The 21,922-nt window shown below is 67.5% G+C and carries 23 protein-coding genes; 11 read left to right on the top strand and 12 right to left on the bottom strand.

Annotated elements, in window-relative coordinates; all coding sequences use genetic code 11:
- The first annotated feature begins 61 nt into the window (after positions 1-61).
- From petA to ABLE38_RS20405, 4 genes are all read left to right on the top strand, one after another.
- Positions 62-613: a ubiquinol-cytochrome c reductase iron-sulfur subunit gene (petA, locus tag ABLE38_RS20420; protein ID WP_348976095.1), complete on the top strand. Its 552-nt coding sequence runs from the start codon at positions 62-64 to the stop codon at positions 611-613.
- A 12-nt stretch (positions 614-625) separates the two neighbouring features.
- The gene (locus ABLE38_RS20415; RefSeq protein WP_348976094.1) at positions 626-1,885 is read left to right on the top strand and encodes a cytochrome b/b6; all 1,260 of its coding nucleotides are present in this window, start codon (positions 626-628) and stop codon (positions 1,883-1,885) included.
- A gap of 15 nt (positions 1,886-1,900) precedes the next feature.
- A complete protein-coding gene (locus ABLE38_RS20410) occupies positions 1,901-2,746 on the top strand; it encodes a cytochrome c1 (RefSeq protein ID WP_348976093.1) in 846 nt (281 codons plus the stop codon).
- Positions 2,747-2,830: 84 nt separating this feature from the next.
- Positions 2,831-3,367 carry an adenine phosphoribosyltransferase gene (locus tag ABLE38_RS20405; protein WP_348976092.1) on the top strand — a complete coding sequence of 179 codons (537 nt, stop codon included), beginning with the start codon at positions 2,831-2,833 and terminating at the stop codon, positions 3,365-3,367.
- 131 nt (positions 3,368-3,498) lie between these two features.
- On the opposite strand, the gene ABLE38_RS20400 is transcribed toward ABLE38_RS20405, so the two are convergent.
- The 4 genes from ABLE38_RS20400 to ABLE38_RS20385 are packed head-to-tail and all read right to left on the bottom strand — an operon-like array spanning position 3,499 to position 7,424.
- Positions 3,499-3,951, bottom strand: a complete 453-nt coding sequence (locus ABLE38_RS20400) for a MaoC family dehydratase (RefSeq protein WP_348976091.1) — start codon at positions 3,949-3,951, stop codon at positions 3,499-3,501.
- 38 nt (positions 3,952-3,989) lie between these two features.
- Positions 3,990-5,264 carry an ectonucleotide pyrophosphatase/phosphodiesterase gene (locus ABLE38_RS20395; protein WP_348976090.1) on the bottom strand — a complete coding sequence of 425 codons (1,275 nt, stop codon included), beginning with the start codon at positions 5,262-5,264 and terminating at the stop codon, positions 3,990-3,992.
- A 40-nt stretch (positions 5,265-5,304) separates the two neighbouring features.
- A complete protein-coding gene (locus ABLE38_RS20390; RefSeq protein ID WP_348976089.1) occupies positions 5,305-6,651 on the bottom strand; it encodes a hypothetical protein in 1,347 nt (448 codons plus the stop codon).
- A gap of 2 nt (positions 6,652-6,653) precedes the next feature.
- Positions 6,654-7,424: a MauE/DoxX family redox-associated membrane protein gene (locus tag ABLE38_RS20385; RefSeq protein WP_348976088.1), complete on the bottom strand. Its 771-nt coding sequence runs from the start codon at positions 7,422-7,424 to the stop codon at positions 6,654-6,656.
- 41 nt (positions 7,425-7,465) lie between these two features.
- Here ABLE38_RS20385 and ABLE38_RS20380 point away from each other — a divergent pair, with 41 nt between their 5' ends.
- Both ABLE38_RS20380 and ABLE38_RS20375 read left to right on the top strand, forming a co-directional pair.
- Positions 7,466-7,858 carry a MerR family DNA-binding protein gene (locus ABLE38_RS20380; RefSeq protein WP_348976087.1) on the top strand — a complete coding sequence of 131 codons (393 nt, stop codon included), beginning with the start codon at positions 7,466-7,468 and terminating at the stop codon, positions 7,856-7,858.
- Positions 7,859-7,900: 42 nt separating this feature from the next.
- A complete protein-coding gene (locus ABLE38_RS20375; RefSeq protein ID WP_348976086.1) occupies positions 7,901-9,517 on the top strand; it encodes a DUF6438 domain-containing protein in 1,617 nt (538 codons plus the stop codon).
- Positions 9,518-9,542: 25 nt separating this feature from the next.
- Here the strand turns inward: ABLE38_RS20375 and ychF are convergent, their stop codons facing one another.
- Positions 9,543-10,643, bottom strand: a complete 1,101-nt coding sequence (gene ychF / locus ABLE38_RS20370) for a redox-regulated ATPase YchF (protein ID WP_348976085.1) — start codon at positions 10,641-10,643, stop codon at positions 9,543-9,545.
- A gap of 271 nt (positions 10,644-10,914) precedes the next feature.
- Between ychF and ABLE38_RS20365 the strand changes: the two genes are divergently transcribed.
- The 3 genes from ABLE38_RS20365 to ABLE38_RS20355 all read left to right on the top strand — a co-directional run bounded on the left by ABLE38_RS20365 (position 10,915) and on the right by ABLE38_RS20355 (position 12,899).
- Entirely contained in the window at positions 10,915-11,943 is a 1,029-nt protein-coding gene (locus ABLE38_RS20365; RefSeq protein WP_348976084.1) for a transferrin-binding protein-like solute binding protein, read from the top strand.
- A 112-nt stretch (positions 11,944-12,055) separates the two neighbouring features.
- The gene (locus ABLE38_RS20360; protein WP_348976083.1) at positions 12,056-12,415 is read left to right on the top strand and encodes a metalloregulator ArsR/SmtB family transcription factor; all 360 of its coding nucleotides are present in this window, start codon (positions 12,056-12,058) and stop codon (positions 12,413-12,415) included.
- Positions 12,399-12,899 (top strand): SRPBCC family protein, encoded by a 501-nt coding sequence (locus ABLE38_RS20355; protein ID WP_348976082.1) that lies wholly within the window; start codon positions 12,399-12,401, stop codon positions 12,897-12,899. The genes ABLE38_RS20360 and ABLE38_RS20355 overlap by 17 nt, the downstream gene beginning before the upstream one ends.
- Positions 12,900-12,947: 48 nt before the next feature.
- On the opposite strand, the gene ABLE38_RS20350 is transcribed toward ABLE38_RS20355, so the two are convergent.
- From ABLE38_RS20350 to ABLE38_RS20320, 7 genes are all read right to left on the bottom strand, one after another.
- The gene (locus ABLE38_RS20350; RefSeq protein ID WP_348976081.1) at positions 12,948-13,814 is read right to left on the bottom strand and encodes an OmpA family protein; all 867 of its coding nucleotides are present in this window, start codon (positions 13,812-13,814) and stop codon (positions 12,948-12,950) included.
- A 200-nt stretch (positions 13,815-14,014) separates the two neighbouring features.
- A complete protein-coding gene (gene pth, locus ABLE38_RS20345) occupies positions 14,015-14,584 on the bottom strand; it encodes an aminoacyl-tRNA hydrolase (protein ID WP_348976080.1) in 570 nt (189 codons plus the stop codon).
- Between the two features lie 83 nt (positions 14,585-14,667).
- Positions 14,668-15,291 (bottom strand): 50S ribosomal protein L25/general stress protein Ctc, encoded by a 624-nt coding sequence (locus ABLE38_RS20340; protein ID WP_348976079.1) that lies wholly within the window; start codon positions 15,289-15,291, stop codon positions 14,668-14,670.
- A 307-nt stretch (positions 15,292-15,598) separates the two neighbouring features.
- Positions 15,599-16,078 carry an SRPBCC domain-containing protein gene (locus tag ABLE38_RS20335; RefSeq protein WP_348976078.1) on the bottom strand — a complete coding sequence of 160 codons (480 nt, stop codon included), beginning with the start codon at positions 16,076-16,078 and terminating at the stop codon, positions 15,599-15,601.
- The gene (locus tag ABLE38_RS20330; RefSeq protein WP_348976077.1) at positions 16,075-16,410 is read right to left on the bottom strand and encodes a metalloregulator ArsR/SmtB family transcription factor; all 336 of its coding nucleotides are present in this window, start codon (positions 16,408-16,410) and stop codon (positions 16,075-16,077) included. The genes ABLE38_RS20335 and ABLE38_RS20330 overlap by 4 nt, the downstream gene beginning before the upstream one ends.
- Before the next feature lie 117 nt (positions 16,411-16,527).
- On the bottom strand, positions 16,528-17,412 hold the full coding sequence (locus ABLE38_RS20325) for a TraB/GumN family protein (RefSeq protein WP_348976076.1): 885 nt from the start codon (positions 17,410-17,412) through the stop codon (positions 16,528-16,530).
- Positions 17,409-18,434: a TraB/GumN family protein gene (locus ABLE38_RS20320; protein WP_348976075.1), complete on the bottom strand. Its 1,026-nt coding sequence runs from the start codon at positions 18,432-18,434 to the stop codon at positions 17,409-17,411. Before ABLE38_RS20320 ends, ABLE38_RS20325 begins: the two co-directional genes overlap by 4 nt.
- Before the next feature lie 112 nt (positions 18,435-18,546).
- Here ABLE38_RS20320 and ABLE38_RS20315 point away from each other — a divergent pair, with 112 nt between their 5' ends.
- Together ABLE38_RS20315 and glyS are read left to right on the top strand one after the other, a co-directional pair.
- The gene (locus ABLE38_RS20315) at positions 18,547-19,413 is read left to right on the top strand and encodes a glycine--tRNA ligase subunit alpha (RefSeq protein WP_348976246.1); all 867 of its coding nucleotides are present in this window, start codon (positions 18,547-18,549) and stop codon (positions 19,411-19,413) included.
- Positions 19,410-21,791: a glycine--tRNA ligase subunit beta gene (gene glyS, locus ABLE38_RS20310; RefSeq protein WP_348976074.1), complete on the top strand. Its 2,382-nt coding sequence runs from the start codon at positions 19,410-19,412 to the stop codon at positions 21,789-21,791. Before ABLE38_RS20315 ends, glyS begins: the two co-directional genes overlap by 4 nt.
- Positions 21,792-21,922: the final 131 nt, after the last annotated feature.

Here is a 21,922-nt window from a genome sequence, read left to right as displayed (position 1 = left end):
CGTGTCTGCGTCCGTCTTACCCGCGTGTTCCCGCGGCAAGTTCGAAGTGCAAGGGGTCAACATGGCAAGTGAAGGCGATCTCGCCGGTCTCGAAAATCCCCGGCGTCGCGATTGGCTGCAATTTGCCGCCGTTTCAGTGACGGCGGTTGGTGCCGGCGTCGTAGTGCTGCCGCTGGTGAATTCGATGAACCCTTCGGCGGACGTGCTCGCGCAGTCCACCACCGAGGTGGACGTGTCGAAGATCGAGCCGGGCATGGCGATCAAGACGAGCTTCCGCAAGCAGCCGCTGTTCGTGCGCAATCTCACGCCGAAGGAGATCGCCGAGGCCGACGCGGTGCCGGTCTCGAGCCTGCGCGATCCGCAGACGCTCGAGCAGCGTACCGCCAAGGGCCACACCAACTGGCTGATCACGCTGGGCGTCTGCACCCATCTCGGCTGCGTGCCGCTGGGCGCGGGCGAGGGCGAGAATCGCGGGCCGTTCGGCGGCTATTTCTGCCCGTGCCACGGCTCGGCCTATGATACCGCCGGCCGCATTCGCCAGGGCCCTGCGCCGAAGAACCTCGAGGTTCCAAAATATAACTTCACGTCCGACTCTGTCGTCGTGGTTGGGTGAGGATATAGCGCGATGAGCTTTCCCTGGGCCAAGCAATATGAGCCGAAGAATCCGCTGATGCAGTGGGTGGACTCGCGTCTGCCGCTGCCGCGCTTCGTCTACAACGCCGTCGGCGCCGGTTATCCGGTGCCGCGCAACCTCAATTACTGGTGGAATTTCGGCGTGCTCGCCGGTGTCGCGCTGGTCTGCCAGCTGGTCACCGGCATCGTGCTCGCGATGCATTTCCACTCGTCCGCCGCCGGTGCCTTCGATTCGGTCAATGTCGGCATCATGCGCGACGTCAACGCCGGCTGGTTCCTGCGCTTCGCGCACGCCAATGGCGCGTCGATGTTCTTCATCGTGGTCTATGTCCACATGTTCCGCGGCCTCTATTACGGGTCGTACAAGGCGCCGCGCGAGATGGTGTGGCTGCTCGGCGTGGTGATCTTCCTGCTGCTGATGGCCACCGCCTTCATGGGCTATGTGCTCCCCTGGGGGCAGATGAGCTTCTGGGGCGCGCAGGTGATCACCGGCTTCTTCTCGGCGATCCCGGTGGTCGGCGACTGGATCCGCATCTGGCTGCTCGGCGGTTATGCGCCGGACGATGCCGCGCTCAACCGCTTCTTCTCGCTGCACTATCTGCTGCCCTTCGTGGTGGCGGGCGCGGTGATCCTCCACATCTGGGCGCTGCACATCCCGGGCTCGTCGAACCCGACGGGCGTCGAAGTGAAGGGCGAGCAGGATACCGTGCCGTTCCACCCCTATTACACGGCCAAGGACGGCCTCGGCGTGTTCGTGTTCATGATCCTGTTCTCGGTGCTGATCTTCTTCGCGCCGGACTATCTGGGCCACCCGGACAACTACATCCCGGCCAACCCGCTCTCGACGCCGGCGCACATCGTCCCCGAATGGTATTTCTGGCCGTTCTACGCGATCCTGCGCGCCTGCACCTCGAACTTCATCCTGCCGGCGAAGCTGTGGGGCGTGCTGGCGATGTTCGGCTCGATCCTGATCCTGTTCTTCCTGCCCTGGCTCGACAAGTCGCCGGTGCGTTCGGGCAGCTATCGCCCGGCGTACAAGATCGCCTTCTGGGTGCTGGTCGTCGACGTGCTGGTGCTGGGCTATTGCGGCGGCTCGCCGGCCGAGCCGCTTTACGTGATCCTCAGCCAGATCGGTGCGGCTTATTATTTCGCGCACTTCCTGATCATCGTGCCGCTGATCTCGCACTATGAAACGCCGAAGCCGCTGCCGAACTCGATCACCGAGGCCGTGCTGGCCAAGACCGGCGCGTAAGGGGGACTGGGGACAATGAATTCACTGGTCATCAAATCGATCAAGTTCCTGGTCGGCGCCGTCTTCGTCGGCATCTTCCTCTGGGCCTTGCTGTGGACCGTCGTCGGCCTGATCCAGGAGCCGCCCGCGGCGACTGCCGAGCACATGATCCACAAGCATCCGAAGGAGCTCAGCCTCGCCTCGGACGGGCCGCTCGGCAAGTTCGACCGGCAGCAGCTCCAGCGCGGCTTCAAGGTCTATCAGGACGTCTGCTCGCAGTGCCACTCGCTCAACCTGGTCTCGTTCCGCAACCTCAAGGACCTCGGCTACACCGATGCCGAGGTGAAGAAGATCGCCAAGGACTTCGGCGCCAACCACGCCAAGACCCCGGTGTTCGACGAGAAGGGCGGCACCTGGGGCGACCGCGACAACACGCCGGCGGATCGCTTCCCGAAGATCTATTATGCCGGCACCGGCACTCCCCCGGACCTCAGCCTGATCACCAAGGCGCGGCACGAGGGCCCGGCCTATGTCTACTCGCTGCTCACCGGCTATGACGAGAAGCCCTCGGCCGCGGCGGTGGCGAAGTTCCCCGAGTTCGCCAAGACGCCGGACGGCATGCACTTCAATCCCTATTTCGCGAACCTCAACATCGCGATGCCGCCGCCGCTGACTGCCGACGGGCAGGTCCAGTATTCGGACGGCACTCGCGCCACCAAGGAGCAGATGGCCAAGGACGTCGCGGCCTTCCTGGTGTGGACCGCGGAGCCGACGATGGAATCGCGCCACGCCGCGGGCCTCGCGGTGCTGGGCTTCCTGATCCTCGGCACGATCCTCACTTTCGGGGCCTATCGCTCGGTCTGGGCCGGCGTTAAGCACTGATCCCGCCTCGGCGGGGCAACCCAATCGAATCCCGCCCCGGCCCCGGCCAGGGCGGGATTCCTGTATGTAAAGGCAGCAGCTTCGATGGCAGCGAATGACGATATCCGGGCACGCATCCGGACGATCCCCGACTTCCCCAAGCCGGGCATCCTGTTCCGCGACATCACCACGCTGCTGCTCGATGCCGAGGGGCTGAAGCTCTCGATCGACCGGATGGCCGAGGCGGTGCAGGGCGAGATCGACCTGGTCGCCGGGATCGAGGCGCGCGGCTTCCTGTTCGGCGCGGCGCTGGCGGTCAAGCTCGGCGCGGGCATGTTGCTGATCCGCAAGGACGGCAAGCTGCCCGGCGCGACGATCGCCGAGGATTATGCGCTCGAATATGGCACCGACCGGATCGCCATCCATGCCGATGCCTGCGCGCCCGGCGCCCGCGTGCTGCTGATCGACGACCTGATCGCCACCGGCGGCACCGCCCGCGCCGCGGTCCGCCTGCTGCGCAAGGCCGGCGCCGAAGTCACCCAGGCGGCGTTCGTCATCGACCTGCCCGACCTCGGCGGCGCCGACGCGCTGCGCAGCGACGGCATCGACGTCCACGCGCTGGTGGCGTTCGAGGGGCACTAGGTCCGGGCTCGAGCCTTTTCTTTCCCCGGCGAAGGCCGGGGCCCAGACTAAGCAGTGCGCTGCGAAGACGCGCCGAAGCGCGTGAATTTCAAGGCTGGGCCCCGGCCTTCGCCGGGGTGAAGCTTTGGTGACTAGTCGGCCTCTGGCCGCCGCCGCATCAGCGCGAGCGCGACGAAGCGCAGCACCGGTTCGTCATGCTGGTTGAACGTCGTCATCTGGCTGCGCAGGCTGCCCATGTCGGGCCGGCTGCGCGAGGGCTTCACCTCGAGGATCTCGGTCTCGCAGCGCAGCGTGTCGCCCGGATAGACCGGCTTGAGCCAGCGCAGCTCGTCGATCCCCGCCGCGCCCAGGCTCGCCTCGGGCTCGACCGCCATCTGCGCCACCAGCATCGACATCGTCATCGCGCAGGTATGCCAGCCGCTCGCCGCCAGCCGCCCGAAATGCGTGCGCGCCGCGCCTGCGTCGGAGAGGTGGAAGGGCTGCGGATCATACTTGTGCGCGAAGTCGAGCACTTCCTCGTGCGTCACGGCATAGCGGCCGAAGCTGCGCTTCATGCCGGGTTCGATGTCTTCGAGATAGAGCATGTAATCAGTTTCGGATGAAAACTGGTAGGGCGCAAGCCCTATCGCCGCAGCACCTCGCGGAACACCGCGTCGCTCCCGTCCACGCCCGGCTTGGCCAGCAGCCCGATCAGGTCGCGCAGCAGCGGATAGACGTCGACATTGGTGAAGGCGGGCAGCACCCCCGGCTTGAACGCAGGGCCGTTGGCGATGAACAAGGCCGTCATCTCGGGCGCCATGTTGTCGAAGCCGTGATTGCCGCCGCTTTCCTTGGCCTTGCCCGGCTTGTTGCTGACCAGCCAGCCGGTCTCGCCCAGGCAGAAGATCGCCGGGATGCGCGCATTGGTGCCGTAGTGGAAGCGCGCCGGGATCTCGGCCTTGCGCCAGCATTCGTAGTGCGCGTGCTTGCCGAGCATCGCCTTCTCGACCTTGGCGGTCTTGCCGGGGGCGGGGGTGAGGCTGAGATAGGGGCCAGCCTCGACCAGGTGATAGTCGTCGGGCGCGAGCCCGTCGGTTGCCACCACGGTGCGCTGGCCGCTGGTCGCCGCCATGCCGTGATCGGCGACGATCACCAGGTTCGCCGGCTGGCCGAGCGCCTTCAGGCCGTCGACCAGCATGCCGATCTGCCTGTCGACCTCGGCGACCGCATCGGTGGTGCGCGCATCGTCGGGGCCATAGGTGTGGCCGGCGGTATCGACCGTGTCGAAATAGAGCGTGACCAGCTTCGGGCGGATCGCGGCCGGGCGGCGCAGCCAGTCGAGCACGCCGTTGACGCGCTGGGCGCCGGTGATCGCCTGGTTGAACTGGGCCCAGTCCTCGGGCCGGGTGCCGCCGGTCAGCGTGTGCGGCCAGTCCGCCGCGCGGGTGCCGCCGATCGCGACATTGGCGCCCGGCCAGAACATCGTGCCGGCGCGGATCCCCGCCTTCTCGGCATCCACCCAGATCGGCTCGGCGGCGTTCCACCAGAAGGGATCGTCGCTTTCCATCGTGAAGGTCTCGTCCGGCCGTGCGGCGTCCTCCATCTTGTTGGCGGTGATGCCGTGATGATCGGGATAGAGGCCGGTGACAATCGTCCAGTGATTGGGGAAGGTCTTGGACGGGAAGCTCGGGTGCATCGGCCCGGTGGCGCCGCCGGTGGCGAGGCGGGTGAGCACCGGAGTGACGCCGCGGCCGAGATAGTCGGCGCGGAAGCCGTCGATCGAGACGAGGATCGTCACCGGCGCGCGCTGCTCCGCGGCGGGCGCGGCGGCCGCGGTCTGCGCGGCGGCGGGCGCGCTCCAATAGAGCGGAAGCGAGGCGGCAAGGGCCGCGGCGGCGATCTTCGAATACCAGCGCATGTTCGGGCCCCTGCCAGCCAATTGTTGCCGGCGAAAGTCGTTACATGCCGAGGCCCAGCCGGGCAAACAGCGTGTAGCTGAGCGGCGCCCTGCCATAGGCGGCATCGAGCGCATCGGGCTTGGCATAGGCGGCGAGCGATCCGCCCAGCGCCACCTCGCCCGTGTCGGCAAGCGGGATGCGATAGGCATAGCCGCCCTCGAACCGCGTCACCCGGAATTTCTGGTCGTGCAGCGGGTCGGCATGGTCGGGGAACAGCTCGTCATTGGCGACATTCTCCACTCGCCCGAACAGGCTGTGATGCCGGCCCAGATCCCAGTTCGCCTCGGCCAGCCAGGCGGTCAGCGTATCGCCGGGCACGCGGTCCTTGGCCGAGAAGGCGAGCATCGCCGAGACGCCGCGCCGGCCATAGTTGACGCTGGCGGTGGTGCGGTTCTCGTCCTGGCCGGGATGCATTTCCTCGGGATCTGTCAGCCGGCCATGGCTCGCCTGCACCACCCAGTTGGGCGTCGGCATCCAGGTCGCGCGCACGCTCCAGCTGTCGAGCCTGGGGCTCTCGATATCCCAGCGATTCTCGTCAGGCTCGCGGCCCCTGAATGCCGAGGCTTCGATCTGCACGCCGTTGGTGGCGATCCCGCCGGTGACCACGCCGTAGCTGATATGCGTGCTGTCGAACCAATGGTGGCTGATCGGCGACAGCGGCAGATAGCGCGCCGATTTGCGGTGGACGAAGGCCGCGGGCCCCAGCGCCGGCTCGCCCACCGGACCGCCATAAACGAAGCCGGTGACGCCGCCGCCCAGTGGCACGTCGAGCCGGGCGGTCAGCTCCATGAACAGGTCATGCGGATGCTGGCGATCGACCAGCGGTTGGCCATGCGCAGTCTCGCCGGTGGCGAAGAGATTGGGGTAACCGCCCTGGCCGTTCACCGCGTCGAGGCTGCCCATCACGTCGAAGGTCAGCGCCGTGCCGCCCTCCCAGGTCCGCATCGCCTGAAGCATGGCCATGTTGGCGGTATAGACAGCATTGTCGCCGTGCGGCCCGCCCTGGTTGGTATAGGCCAGGCTCGCCGATCCCATCGCCATCAGCATCCAGTCGCCGGCCATCACGTGGAAGCCGCCATTCATGCCGTCGCTCGCCGGCAACAGCGACGTGCCCGATCCGGCGGCCCGGGTCGGGATGCCAGTGACTTCGGTCACCGTCCGCAACTCGACGACCGGCGCCGCGCCCATATCCGGCATGTCGTGCATCGAATGATCCCGCGGGGCCGGGGCGGGCGCCGGCGCCGGCGCCGGCATCTCCATGCCCGGCATCGCATGCCCCGAATGATCCTGCGCGAAGGCGGGCAGGGGCGCGAGCAGCGCCGCAGTGGCGAGCAGCAGCGTCTTCATCCTCACATCCCCAATCCCTGGCCCATCCCGGCCGGCCTGGCCAGCATCCACACCGCCATGCCGATCATGAACAGGTTCTCGGTCAGCGATACGAAGCCGAGCGGCACGTTGCTGCTCCCGCCCACGCACGCGCATTTGAGCGTCCGCCGGTCGACGTAGACCGCCTTGAACACCGATACCGCGCCGATCCCGCCGATCGCCAGCCCCAGCGGCGCCGCGAACCAGGTCAGCGCCCCCGCAGCCATCAGCACGCCCGCCAGCCCCTCGAGGAACGGATATGCGTAGGCATAAGGAATCCAGCGCTTCGCCAGCAGGTCATAGTTGAGGAACATCGACGAGAATTTCTCGAGGTCCTGCAGCTTGAGCATCGCCAGCACGCACATGCTGAAGCTGACGAACCACTCCGCGGCGCGCACGGTGAACGGCGATCCCGTCACGGCAAAGCTCGCCGCCAGCGCCAGCGCCGCGGTCATCCCGAACAGCGCGATCACCGGCGTGTAGCTCGTCGCCCCCGGCGCGGCGACGGTGCCGCCGAAGAAGCGCGTCAAATCGTCATTCCCGCCGATCCGCGTGCCGTCGATGAAGGTCTGCGGCGTGGTCCGCACGCCGTGCTCGGCCTTGAACGCATCGGTCGCCTCCCGCGTCGTCAGCCAGCGGTCGTCCACCACATAGCCGTGCCGCTCGAGCTGCCATTTCGACTTGAGGCCATAGGGGCAGACATGGTCGGGCATCACCATGCGAACCAGTGTCGCGCGCTTTGCATTCTCGCTCATGCAGGCCATATAGGGTCCGTACCATGGTACGGAGTCAAGGCATGTCGCTGACAATCGGAAAGCTCGCGGATGCGGGTGGGGTGGGGGTGGAGACGGTGCGCTACTACCAGCGCCGCGGCCTGCTCGCCGAGCCCGCGCGCAGCTTTGGCGCGGGCGTGCGCCGCTATGGCGATGCCGACCTGCGCCGCCTCAAGTTCATCCGCTCGGCCCAGGCCGCCGGCTTCACCCTCGAGCAGATCGCCGAGCTGCTCGAGCTCGACGCCCGCGACGACCGCCCCCGCGCCCGCGCCTTGGCCCGCGAGCAGATCGCCGTGCTCGACGCCAAGATCGCCGAGCTCAGCGCCGCCCGCGACGCGCTCGGCAAGCTCGCGCAGGAATGCGGGCGCGGCGGGGCGGGGCCGTGCCCGATCCTGGCTGCGTTCGAAACGGCGTGATCTCCCGATTGCGGCATCGATGATATTCTGTATCATCGCGGCATGAACCCGTTCCGGCTCGGCCTGCTCGCCCCACTCGCGCTGCTACTCAGCGCCCAGACCGTGCCCGATCCGCAGGTGATCGGCTTCCCGAGCGAGGTGGTCGAGGCGCATCGCCTTTCCGGCAGCACCACGATCGCTGTCCCCGCCGCGAAGCTGCAGGGCTATGCGGGGCAGGTCGGCATCCGCGTCACCATCGATACCGGGGGCAAGGTCACAGATGCCCGTGCGGAGGATCGGTCCGGCGATTTCGATCCCGCCCCGGCGATCGCCGCGGCGCGACAATGGACCTTCCGCCCCTTCGCCTATCGCGGCCGCCCGGTGGCGGCGATGGCGGACCTGCAGGTCTATTACCGGTTCGAGCCGGCCTGGGCCGATCCGCAGGCGGCGTTCCCCGCGATCGACTATGCTACGCTGCGCATCGAGCTGACCCGCGGCGCCTGCTACGGCCCTTGCCCGGTCTACAGGGTGTCGATCACCGGCGATGGCACGGTGACCTACGCCAGCGGAGTCAAGGAGGACGGGGCCGGCGCGGTCCACCAGCTCTTCAACCCGAACGGCGCGCTTGTCGCCGGCGTGCATCGCGCGAAGATCGATCGCGCCGCGCTGGACGGGCTGATCGAGCAGTTCCGCGCCGCGCGCTTCTTCGGGCTGAAAAAGGCATATGAGGCGTCGATCACCGACAACCCCGCCTACACGCTGCGCTTCTCGACCGGCGGGCAGGCTATGGAAGTCATCGACTATGTCGGCCAGATGGTAGACATGCCGGAGGCGGTGACCGCATTGGAGAAGGAAGTCGATCGCGTGTCGGGCAGCGCCCGGTGGGTGAAGGGCGATGCGACCACGCTTCCGGCCCTGCTCGCCGAGGGCTTCGATCCCCGATCGCCCGCCGCCGCCGATCTCGCGCTAGGTGCGCACGGCTCCGATGGCGATGCGCTGGTGCTCGGCCTGCTGGCCGCCGGCATGCCGCTCGATCGCATGGTCAGGAGCGGCTATCCTCCCAAAGCGGAGCAGCTCGGCCTGAAGCTGCTTGAAGGCACGCTGCGCCGCGGCCAGCCCAGGTTGGCGCTGGCGCTGATCGAGCGCGGTTGGCTGGCGAAGATGCCCGCGGCCAGGCGCGCCGCGCTCTTCGCCGAAACCGCCGGCGGCTGCGATCCCGCCGTGGCGAAGGCGATGATTGCCGCCGGTGTCGATCCCAACGCCCGCATGCCGGCGAACGAGGATTTCGGCTATCTCAACGGCGGCAGCACCGCGCTCCACGTCGCCCGCGCGCCCTATGCGTGCAGCGATCTCGCGGATCGCGGCCCACTGGTCCGCGCCCTGATCACGCTCGGCACCGATCCCGATGCGCGCGACGCGGAAGGCGAGACGGTGATCTACGGTGTCGGGGATCCCGACCTGCTCGCCGCGTTGCTCGCGTCGGGCGTTCGCGCCGATGTGAAGAACAAGAAGGGCAACAGCCCGGCCTTTTCCAGCTGGTCCGACCTGATTGTGCTGACCTTGCTCGAGGCCGGCGCCGATCCGCATGGCAAGGACGAGGGCAAGACGCTGCCGGTGACCGCGAAGGAGCACGCCATGCCCGCGACCAGCGCCTGGCTGGCCGCGCACGACATCCGCTAGCCGCGTACCGGCGCGGCCGAACGCCTCAGTTGCTGTGCAGGAAGTGCATCACGTCGCCGTCCTGGACGATATAGGCCTTGCCCTCGGCGCGCAGCTTGCCCGCCTCGCGTGCCCGCGCTTCGCCGCCCAGCGTGACGTAATCGGCATAGGCGATCGTCTCGGCGCGGATGAAGCCCTTCTCGAAGTCGCCATGGATCACGCCCGCCGCCTCGGGCGCGCTGGCGCCTTCATGCACCGTCCAGGCGCGCGCTTCCTTGGGGCCGACGGTAAAGAAGGTCAGCAAATGGAGCAGCTTGTAGCCGGCGGTGATCACGCGGGCGAGGCCGGTCTGCTCGAGCCCGAGCTCGGCGAGGAACTCGCCGCGGTCCTCGGCCGGCATCGTCGCGATATCGGCCTCGATCGCGGCGGAGACGACCACCGCCTCGGCGCCCTCGGCCGCGGCCTTGGCGAACACCTTGGCGGAGAGCTCGTTGCCGTTGGCGGCATCCTCCTCGTTGACGTTGCACACATAGAGGACGGGCTTGGAGGTGAGCAACTGCGCCTGGCGGAACACGCGCTCCTCGTCGGCGTCCCGCGGCACGGTCAGCCGCGCCGGCTTGCCGTCGCGCAGCAGGTCGAGCGCCTGGCCGAGCACGCTCGCCGCGACCTTGGCGTCCTTGTCGCCCTGCGCCGCCTTCTTCTGGAAGTTGGGCACGCGCTTCTCGAGGCTCTCGAGGTCCGAGAGCATCAGCTCGGTCTCGACGGTCTCGGCATCGGCGATCGGATCGACCTTGTTGTCGACATGCTGGATGTCGTCATTCTCGAAGCAGCGCAGGACGTGGACGACCGCGTCGACCTCGCGGATGTTGCCGAGGAACTGGTTGCCCAGCCCTTCGCCCTTGCTCGCGCCGCGCACCAGCCCGGCGATGTCGACGAAGCCGAGCTGCGTCTCGATGATCTTCTGCGAGCCCGCGATCGCGGCCAGCTTGTCGAGCCGCGCATCGGGCACCGCGACGTTGCCGACGTTCGGCTCGATCGTGCAGAAGGGGTAGTTGGCCGCCTGCGCCGCCGCCGTTTCGGTCAGCGCGTTGAAGAGCGTGGACTTGCCAACGTTCGGAAGCCCGACGATGCCGCAGCGGAAACCCATGTGAAGCCTGTTCCAATGTTCTGGGGAAAGGCGCCCCGATAGAGGCAAAAAGCCGCTTTTGCCAGCATGGCTTGCGGGAGGGCGCGAACGGCTCCGTCCTCGCTCTAGCGAGGGGACGAAATGTTGCGACAGCGCGTTTCGCCTTCTAAGGCCCTCAAAGCGCCGCATTGGGCCGGGATGAACCCGGTCATGTGCGGCTTGACTGAGGGCCGTTCATCTGGGGTACAGGGGCCAGCCCTTTCGGTGCCCGCGTGTTTTTGAGGAGCAGGGAATGATTCGCCGTCACATGTTCATGAGCGCGCTTGCCGCGACGGTTGCGCTGTCGGGCTGCGGTGGCGGCAACGATTCGAGCGCCACGCCGACGCCGACCGCCACGCCGACGCCGACGCCGACTGCGTCGCCGACCTATGCCGTGCTGAACCCGCTCCCCGCCGCGACCGAGTTCAACACCTTCAACGCCGCGATCAGCTATACCGGCGATCCCGCGACCAGCGCCGTCACGCTCGGCGCCGCCAGCACCGAGGCGCTCAACGCCCTGGCCCGCGTCCGCCTCGCCACCGATCCGGCGGTCGCCACCGGCATCTACGTGCTGCACGAGAATGCCGAGGAGTCGCGCTTCTGCAAGACGACCGGGCAGACCTGCACCGCCACCGTCGTCGCCGACGCGATCCCGGCCAACCCCGAGTTCATCTTCCGCCAGGACGACGCAACCACCGCGGGCAAGTTCGCCCAGGGCGAGTTCCTCAACAACGTCGTCACCACGGTGGCGGCGACCGGCGTCGGCATCACCAGCGACACCGCGCTGAACCTCAGCGAAGTGAGCTATGCCAATTGGTGGCGCGGCGATTCGACCGCGGGCCAGAAGCGCATGACCTACACGGCCTGGGGCTATCCGACCGCCTATACCGACATGCCGACCACCGGCACCGTCAGCTACACCAACCGCGTGACCGGCCGCATGGTCGCCACCACCGGCGCCACCACCACGATCAGCAAGACCACCGGCACGATGACGGCGAGCGTCAACTTCGCCACCGGCGTGGTCAACATGACCTACACGCTCACCGCCGTGCCGACCAACGGCGCCGCGTCGTTCGCAGTCAACTTCACCACCCAGGGCGCGATCCCGGTCGGCCAGAACCAGTGGACCGGCAGCTTCATCGGCGGCACGCTCACCGGCACGACGACGGGCGGCTTCTTCGGCTCGCAGGGCGCGCAGCTGGGCACGGTCTACTCGGCCTCGGGCACGCTCGGCGCCTCGTCGGTGCTGCTGATCGGCGTCGCGGTCGGCAAGAAGTAAGCCTTCGCGCCTCGCACGAGACTAGGAAGGGGCTCCGGGAAACCGGGGCCCCTTTTCTTTGTCCGCGCGATCCGCTTGCCCGCGGTGCAGACCTGCGCTAATACTGAACCATATGGTTCAGTATTCCGCCATCCGCCTCGACGCCTCCTTCGCCGCGCTGTCCGACGCCACCAGGCGCGGCGTGCTCGAGGAGCTGGCGCGCGCGGAAGCGTCGATCTCGGCGCTCGCCGAGAAGTTCGACATGACGCTCACCGGCATGAAGAAGCATGTCGGCGTGCTCGAGCAGGCCGGGCTGGTCACCACCGAGAAGGTCGGGCGGGTGCGGACCTGCCGGCTCGGCCTGGCCGGGCTCGAGGCGGAAGGCGCCTGGATCGCCAATTATCGCCAGCGCTGGGAAGCGCGCTTCGATGCGCTCGACGCGGTGGTCGCGGAACTCAAAGCAAGGGAGAAACAAGATGGGCCTGAGCGGTAGTCACAACACGCAGACGCGCGTCGAGCGCACCTCGGACCGCGAGCTGGTCGTCACGCGCAGCTTCGATGCGCCGGTGCACATCGTGTTCGAGGCGTGGACCAGGCCCGAGCTGTTCAAGCGCTGGTGGGCGCCCAGGTCGATGGGCGTGCCGCTGCGCGCCTGCGACATGGATGTCCGCACCGGCGGCCAGTATCGCATCGAGTTCGGCCAGGAAGGCGAGCCCGGCTGGGCGTTCTTCGGCAAATATGTCGACGTGGTGCCCAACGCGCGGATCGTCTGGACCAATGAGGAAGGCGAGGGCGAAGGCGCCGTCACCACCGTGACCTTCGAGGAGGAAGCGGGCGGCAGGACGCTGCTCCGGATGCGCGAGCTCTATCCCACCAAGGAGGAGCTCGACGAAGCGTTCGTCGGCATGGAGGGCGGCTCGCCCGAGCAGTTCGACCAGCTGGCCGAGCTGCTCGCCGAGCTCGGTGCGCAAGCCTGAGTTCGTGCCGGGAGCGGGTTGTCCCGCTCCCGGCCGATCTCGCGCGGCTCAGAGGCCGTCGACGCTCTTGCTGACCATGATGTTGACCGCGACACGGCGATTCTGCGCCTTGCCCTCGGGCGTGTCGTTGGGGGCCAGCGGATCCGCCTTGGCCATGCCCGTCGGCGTCAGCATGCGGTACGGCTTCCAGCCGCAGGCCTGCTGGAGATAGTTGATCACGCGCGCGGCGCGCTTCTCGCTCAGCTCCTGGTTCAGGTCGTCGCCGCCGGTCGAATCGGTATAGCCGACCACCAGCATCAGCGCATTCTCCTGGGCCTGGGCCTGGGTTGCCGTGGCGCAGAGATTGGCCTTGTCCGAAGCCGAGAGCTCGGTGCGGCCGACGTCGAAATGCACGTTGGTCGTGCTCTTGATGTTGTACTTGTCGATATCGCCCACGCGGCCGCGCAGCGCCTCGGTGGCCGCGGTCTGCTCCTCGAAGCCCTGGGCGGTGCCGCTATGGATCATCGTCGCGGTGCGCAGGTCGCCCTTCTTCAGGCTGATCTGGCTCGCCACCAGCTCGTTGCTGCCGTCGCCCGGCTGGAGCGTCTTGACGGTGACCGGCAGGCCGTTGAGCAGCGAATCCTGGGCAAGCTTGCTATTGCCGCCGAACAGGCCGCCGCTGGTCTTGATCCGCGTCGCCTCGGTGATCGCGATGACCGTGCTGTTGCCGTCCGCGGTGGTGACCTTCAGCCGGTCGCCATGGCGCGCGGTGATCACGCCCTTGACCTCGGGCCCCGGGGTCGTCGCGGCGGGAACGCCGTTTACGACGATGCGATCCTGTTGATCCTGGGCCTGCGCAAACGCACTGCCCGACGCCGTCAAGGCCAGCATCGCAACCAGGACGCGAGCCCCCGGTCTTTTCGAAATGACACGCATTGAGCAACTCCTCTACTGCCCCCCGCGAGCCTTGCGTGTTCATCTGAACCTGTCCGCCAGATGAACGGACGGGGGCGGGCCGCCGGTTCAGCGGGTGGCGCGAGCGTGCCGTGCGACGAACCGAGGCGGCGCGCGGCCTCCGGCGGCGGCCGTCGCCGGCGAGAATCGCCCCTCCGGGTAGCCGTTCCGGAGCCCGCGGCTCAGTCCTGCAGCCGCATTGCCACGTCGTTCATGAAGCGCGTGTCGTCGCCCGCCGCCAGCCACGGCGCCTCCGCGGCGATCGCGCCGAGCATGTCGGCCAGCGCGTCGAGCTCGCTCTTGGCATAGTTGCCCAGCACATAGCCGTGCACCCGGTCCTTGTGCCCGGGATGGCCGATGCCGATGCGCACCCGGCGGAAGTCCGGCCCGATATGCGCGTCGGTCGAGCGCAGGCCGTTATGCCCGGCGGTGCCGCCGCCGCGCTTCACCTTCACCTTCATCGGGATCAGGTCGAGCTCGTCATGGAACAGCGTCACGTCGGCGGGCGTGAGCTTGTAGAAGTCCATCGCCGCGCGCACGCTTCGGCCGCTTTCGTTCATGAAGGTCCCCGGCTTGAGCAGCAGCACCTTCTCGGTGCCCACGCGGCCTTCGCGCACCCAGCCCTGGAACTGCTTCTTCTCCGCCGAGAAGCCATAGGTCTCGGCGATGGCGTCCACCGCCATGAAGCCCACATTGTGCCGGTGCATCGCATATTGCGGGCCCGGATTGCCCAGGCCGACCCAGAGCTGCATCTCAATTCCTGCTCAAACGAAAATCGCCTCCGCACCTAGGGCGCGGAGGCGATTTTTTGAACCGTGAAGTTCGGAAACGGCGATTACTCGCCGGCTTCCTCGCCCTCTGCGGCTGCTTCGGTCGTCGCGGTGTCGCCTTCGCTCGACTTGAGCGCCGACGGGGCCACGACCGTTGCGATGGTGAAGTCGCGGTCGGTGATCGCCGAGGTCGCGCCCTTCGGCAGGGTCACTGCCGAGATGTGCAGCGAATCGCCGACTTCGAGGCCCTTGAGCGATATGGTGATCTCGCTGGGGATCTCGGCGGCGTCGACGACGAGGTCGAGCTCGTGACGGACGATGTTCAGGACGCCGCCGCGCTTGATGCCGGGCGCCAGCTCTTCGTCGGCGAAGACGATCGGCACGTTGACGTGCACGGTGGCGTGCTCGCTGATGCGCAGGAAGTCGGCATGCACCGGACGGTCGGTGACGGGGTCGAAAGCCACGTCCTTGGGCAGGGTGCGCTCGCCGTCAATCATGACGACCGAGTTGAAGAAGTGCCCGGTCATCAGCAGCCGGTGGAGCTCGCGCTCCGCGACGTGGATGCTCTTCGGATCCTGCTTGTTGCCGTAGATCACGGCGGGGACGCGGCCATTACGACGAAGCTCGCGGGAGGCTCCCTTGCCAACCTGCTCGCGCGTCTCGGCCGACAGCGTAAGCGTATCGCTCATGTGTCGTTCCAATCGCTAAAGTTAAGTCACCCGGCCAGGCCTCCAGGGATGACCCTGGCACGGAAGGCGGGCGCATAGCGGAGGCGGCGGGGGAAAGCAAGGGACGGGATGCGGCGGCAATCTCCCTCTCCCCACCGGGGAGAGGGTCGGGGAGAGGGGCAGTGCGACGCACTCTCCTTCGTCCTCCTTCGTCACCCCCGCGAAAGCGGGGGTCCATCTCCCGAACCCTCCTCGGACACTCCGGTTGTATTTGGAGGCGCGTGCGGGAGATCGGTCCCCGCTTTCGCGGGGATGACGTTACAGCGCGTTACACCAGCTCGGGCAGCACCGCTTCCAGCTTCTCGAAGCTCTGGCTCCACCCCTCGCGCATGCCCGACAGCGCCGGCAGCAGCGCCTCGCTCGCCTGCAGCACCACCGTCGTCATGTGCATCTGCGTCCCGCCGTTCGGCGCGTCGGTGAACTCCATCCGGGTACGGTGCTCGATGCCCCAGCTGCCGTCCTTTTCGGGGAAGCCCCGCAAGACCATTGCCAGCATGTCCGGACGGTCGACCACTTCATACTCGCCCTCCACCGGATTGGTGCCATAAGGCTCGGGCCCGCGCATATCGATGCGGATCTTGCCGCCCGGCCGCGCCTCGCTCTCGGCGAAGGGCACGTCGAAATGGTGCGGGCCCCACCAGCGCGCGAGATGCTCGGCCTTGGTCATGCAGTCGAACACCAGGTCGCGGGGTGCTGCGAAGACGCGGTCGATCGTCACTTCATAGCCAACGCCAATTTCGGTGGTCATTCCGTCTCTCCATTCTGGTTCTGCAGGTCTGCGAGATAGGCATCCAGGTCGTCGAACTTGGCGTCCCAGAAGCGGCGATATTCGGCGAGCCACTCGCTCGCGGCCTTGAGCGCGGCGGGCTCCAGCTTGGCCGGGCGCTGCTGCGCCACCCGGCTACGCGAGATCAGCCCGGCATGCTCGAGCACCTTGAGGTGCTTGGTCACCGCCGGGCCGCTCATCGCGAAGGGCTGGGCAAGTTCGCCCACGCTCGTCTCCCCCAGCGCCAGCCGCGCCAGGATCGCGCGGCGGGTAGGGTCGGCCAAAGCGGCGAAGGTGGTGCTGAGCGCGTCCATATATCTAACTCATCGGTTATTTAACCGATTGGATATATGCGAGTCGACGCGATGTCAACTGGGCCTGTTGTACCCAGCGACCTGAATTGTCCGGAAAATGCGGTTATCGCCGGAGGTTCAGTAGCGAACCCGCTCGACCTTCAGCCCGCGCTTCGCCAGCTCGGCCTGCACGCTCCGCCCGCCCGCCAGGTGCCCGGCCCCCACGGCGACGAACACCGTGCCAGGCCGCTGCATTCGCTGGGAAATCCAGCCGGCCCAGTTGCGGTTGCGGTTGACCAGCAGCGCCTGGGTCACTTCGGGCGAGGCGGCATTGTCCTCGTTCATCAGCCGGGCCAGCCCGTCGGCATCGCCCTTGCGCCACGCGGTGACGGCCTGGTCGATCTTGCCGCCAGCCTTGGGCAGATCGTCGATCGTCTCGATCAGCAGCTTGCGCTGGGCGGGGAGGGGGAGGGCGTCGAAATAGCCGAGCTGCTGGCGCGCGGTCTCCAGCCCCTCCACCCGCTTGCCCGCGGCCTTGGCGGCGTCGGTCAGGATCGGCTCGGCGCCCTGCTTGTCGTCATAGCCGAGCTGCCTGAGCGGCAGCACCGAGAGCATCGTCGCGGCCAGCCAGGGGTCGGCATTGTCGAGCGCGGTCGCCGGCATGCCATAGTCGGGCAGCGCCGCGCGCATCCGGGCCGCCTCGGCCGGGGGCAGCGTGTCGGGCAGCGGCGTGCCCGGGGCATGCGTGCCCAGGTCGGCAACGATCTTCTGCATCTCGGCCTCGGGCGGCATCACCAGCTCGAGCACCAGCGTGTCCGAGGCGTCGAACGCCTGTTTCACCCCGCCGTCGAACCAGCGGAGGCCGGGCTTCAGCACGTGCACGGTGCCGAACAGATAGATGGTGGTGTCGGCATCCCTGACCACCCACAGCGCCGGGTCGGCAGCCCCGGCATCGGCGGCGGGCTTCTCGCCACAGCCCCACAGGGCGAGCGCGAGCAGGGCGGCGGCGAGGCGGCGGATCACTGGACGCGCTCGACCTTGAGGCCGCGCTTGCCGAGCAGGTCGATCACCGATCCCGGCCCGACGAAATGCCCCGCGCCCGCTGCGAACAATATGGTGCCGCGCCGCTCGCGCAGCCGCGCGACCAGGCTGTCCACCCAGGCGGCGTTGCGCTCGAGCAGCAGCGGATCGGCCATCGCGGCATTGGGGTCGAAGGCGGTCGGCAGGATCATCAGCGGCGAATCGGTGCCGACCTCGCCGCGGGCAAAGGCGTGCGCCGCCGAATCGAGCTCGTCATGCGTCCGCGCCGGGGCGAGGATCGCCGCCTCCAGCATCAGCCGCTGATCGGCCTCGGGCACCGTGCCGATATTGTCCATCACCTGCTTGCTGTCCTCGATCGCCTCGACCGGGCGCCCGGTAGCCCTGAACTGCTTCTCGAGCCAGTCGTCCGCGCCCTGGCTCGGCATGTCGCCGGCGACCATGTCCTTGATCGTGCCGATGCTCATCGCCGCGACCCAGCTCGGCATCCGGTCCATCTGCGCGACCAGCTCGGCGGGCAGCACGCCCTGCAGCTCGGCCAGCTTGGCGCGGCTGCGATGCGAGACGCGCTCGATCAGCGGCGGCAGGCTGGCGTCGCTCGGCAAGGTGAGGAAGTTGGCGTCCTTGTCGTCCTCCTCGGTCGATTCGAGCAGCAGCGTGTCGGCCCGCACGATCACCGCCTCCAGCCCCGGATTGCGCCAGCGAAAGCCCGGCGGCAGCGTGTGGACGGTGCCGAACAGATAGATGGTCGTATCGGGATCGGAGATGCGCCAGATCGCCGGATGGACCTCATAGGGCTGCGAGGCGGCGACACGCGCCTTTTCCGCCTTCAGCCGCGCCGCATAGCCGGCATCGACCTCGGAAAACACTCGCGCACCGCCCAGGCTGAGTGCCTCGTCGGGCGATATCGCGGCATAGGGAAGGCGGAGCGCGGGCACGGTCTGCGCCGCCGCGGCTCCGGCGACTGCCAGTCCGATCGCGGCGATGCCGAGGGCGATTCTTCCCATGTTGGGAACAAATCCCAGGCCCCAACCCAAGTCAACGGCGGTGCAGCATTGACCGGTAGGAGGGGAGACGCCAAAGCGCGAGGCTATGGCCGAGCCTCTAAGCTTCCAGCGCATGATCCTCACGCTCCATGACTATTGGGCGGACAAGGGCTGCGTGATTCTCCAGCCCTATGACATGCGCATGGGCGCGGGCACCTTCCACCCGGCGACGACGCTGCGCGCCCTCGGCCCCGAGCCGTGGAACGCCGCCTTCGTCCAGCCCTGCCGCCGCCCGACCGACGGCCGCTATGGCGAGAACCCGAACCGGCTACAGCATTATTACCAGTATCAGGTGATCCTGAAGCCGAGCCCGCCCGACCTGCAGAACCTCTATCTGGGCAGCCTCGCGGCGATCGGCATCGACTTCACCAGGCACGACATCCGCTTCGTCGAGGACGATTGGGAATCGCCCACGCTCGGCGCCTGGGGCCTGGGCTGGGAAGTCTGGTGCGACGGCATGGAAGTCACCCAGTTCACCTATTTCCAGCAGATGGGCGGCTTCGACTGCAAGCCCGTCGCCGGCGAGCTCACCTACGGGCTCGAGCGCCTGGCGATGTACATCCAGAACGTGGACAGCGTGTACGACCTCGCCTTCAACGACCAGGGCGTGACCTATGGCGACGTGTTTCTCGAGAACGAGAAGCAGATGTCGAAGTACAATTTCGAAGTCGCGGACACCGAGACGCTGTTCGAGGGCTTCCGCAAGGCGGTCGCCGAGTGCGAGAATTGCCTGGCGAACAACGTCCCCATCGCCGCCTATGAGCAGGCGATCGAGGCCAGCCATTTGTTCAACCTGCTGCAAGCCCGCGGCGTGATCTCGGTCGCCGAGCGCCAGGCCTATATCGGCCGCGTCCGCGACCTCGCCAAGGGCAGCTGCGAAGCCTGGATCGGCCACATGACGCCCGCCTGGACTGCCAAGTACCCGGAGTGGACGGTATGAGCGCGCCTGTTGCCGGCACTCCAAACACGGGTGCCTCGACCGAAGACTTCCTGCTCGAGCTCCGCTCGGAGGAAATCCCGGCGCGCATGCAGGAAAAGGCGCGCGCCGACCTGGCGTCGCTGTTCGAGGCGCGGCTCAAGGCGCTCAACCTGCCCTTCGAGGCCATCGAGAGCTATGCCACCCCGCGCCGCCTCGCGCTGATCGTCCGCGGCGTCGCCGCGATGACCGCGGCGGCGAGCGAGGAGCGCAAGGGCCCGCGCGCCGATGCGCCGGCCCAGGCGATCGAGGGCTTCCTGCGCTCGACCGGCCTCGCCCGCGAGCAGCTCGTCGAGCGCGACGATGGCAAGGGCAACAAGGTGCTGTTCGCGGTGATCGACCGCCCCGGCATCGTCGCCGGTTCGGTGCTCGCCAGCGCGATCAGCCATGTCGTCACCGCCTTCCCCTGGCCCAAGTCGATGCGCTGGGGCGCGGCTTCGTCCTCGACCGAGAGCCAGCGCTGGGTGCGCCCGCTGCAGGGCATCATCGCGTTGCTCGGCGACAAGCTGGTCCCGGTCGAGATCGCGGGCGTGAAGAGCAGCGCCACCACCGTCGGCCACCGCTTCCACCATCCCGGCGGGATCACGATCGGCTCGGCCGCCGACTATATCGAGAAGCTGCGCGCCTGCCATGTCATCGTCGACGGCGCCGAGCGCCGCGGCATCATCGCGCTGGGCGCCAAGATGGCCGCGCAGAAGGCCGGCCTGACGCTGATCGAGGATGACGGCCTGCTGTTCGAGAATGCCGGCCTCACCGAATGGCCGATGCCCTTGCTCGGCCGCTTCGATGAAGCGTTCCTCGACGTGCCGCCCGAGGTGATCCAGCTCACCGCGCGCGTGAACCAGAAATATTTCGTCTGCCGCGACGGCGCCGGCAAGCTCGCCAACGCCTTTGTCTGCGTCGCGAACATCGACGCGGCGGATGGCGGCGAGAAGATCGTCGAGGGCAACCAGAAGGTCCTCGCCGCGCGGCTGAGCGACGCGCGCTTCTTCTACGAGACCGATCTCAAGACCCGGCTCGAGGACCTGACCCCCAAGCTCGAGAAGATCGTCTTCCACGAGAAGCTGGGCACGGTGGCGGACAAGGTCGAGCGCGTGGCGAAGCTGGCGCGGTGGCTGGTGGAAGAGGGCATTGTCGGGGGTTCAAGTCCCTCCTCCGCTACCAATTCCCGTCTTCCCCGCGAAAGCGGGGATCCCGCTTCTTTTTCTGAGGGGCAAGGCAGCGGGGCCCCCGCTTTCGCGGGGGTGACGGAGTTGGCGGATATGGCCGAGCGCGCCGCGCGCCTCGCCAAGGCCGATCTCGTCACCGGCATGGTCGGCGAATTCCCCGAGCTCCAGGGCCTGATGGGTGGCTATTACGCCGCCGCACAGGGCGAGCCGGTGGCGGTCGCCGAAGCGGTGCGCGATCACTACAAGCCGGTCGGGCAGGGGGATGATGCGCCCACTGCGCCGGTGACGGTGGCGGTGTCGCTGGCGGACAAGCTGGATACTATCACTACATTCTTCTTCGAAGAAATGCCCCCTACGGGATCTAAGGATCCTTTTGCGCTGCGGCGAGCGGCGCTGGCCGTGATCGCAACAATTCTCGCGACCAATCTGCGCGTTCCGCTGATTCACCCAATATCTTTCGTCCTGGCCAATTTCGTCGGACCGAAGGTTGGACGCGAGCTACGAGGCAGGGTCGATGCTCTTGTTTCTGCACGTGAGGCGTTGGGAGAGGCCGTCGATGCCAGCCGAACGCAGGCTATTGCGGATGAAGTGTATGATCGCGCTTCGGGCGAGGAAGAGCAAAGCCGTTTGTTCACGGAACCGGCGAACAGGACTCTAAATCAGGTCATCGATTTCTTCGCCGACCGTCTCAAGGTCCAGCAGAAGGAAGCCGGGGTTCGCCACGACCTGATCGACGCGGTGTTCGCGCTCGGCGGCGAGGACGATCTCGTCCGCCTGCTCGCCCGGGTGAAGGCGCTCCAGTCCTTCGTCACCTCGGAAGACGGCAAGAACCTGCTCGCCGGCTACAAGCGCGCCGCCAATATCCTCAAGAAGGAGGAATGGACCCCCGGCGAAGTCGCGGACAACGAGATCTACGAGGCCGAGCCCGCCGAGGCCGCGCTGCGCGAGGCGCTCGACGCCGCCGAGCCCAAGGCGCAGGCCGCGGTCGAGGCCGAGGATTTCGAGGGCGCGATGGCCGCGCTCGCCTCGCTGCGCGCGCCGATCGACAAATTCTTCGACGACGTCACCGTGGTCGATCCCGACCAGTTCAAGCGCGAGATGCGCCTGGCGCTGCTCGGCCGCATCCGCGACGCAGTGAACAACGTCGCGGACTTCTCGAAGATCGAGGGCTAGGAACGGTCTGTTGCCCGTATCCCCGTCACCCCGGCCTTGTGCCGGGGTCCACCGGGAGGCGAGTACAGCTCTATGGAAGAGAGTGCAGCGCGTGCTGCGCAGTGGACCCCGGCACAAGACCGGGGTGACGG

Origin of the sequence: Sphingomonas sp. KR3-1, from assembly GCF_040049295.1 — a bacterium.
Classification (GTDB): domain Bacteria; phylum Pseudomonadota; class Alphaproteobacteria; order Sphingomonadales; family Sphingomonadaceae; genus Sphingomonas.
The sequence above is the reverse complement of the archived record's forward strand: the minus strand, read 5'-3'. Positions and strand labels throughout refer to the sequence as shown.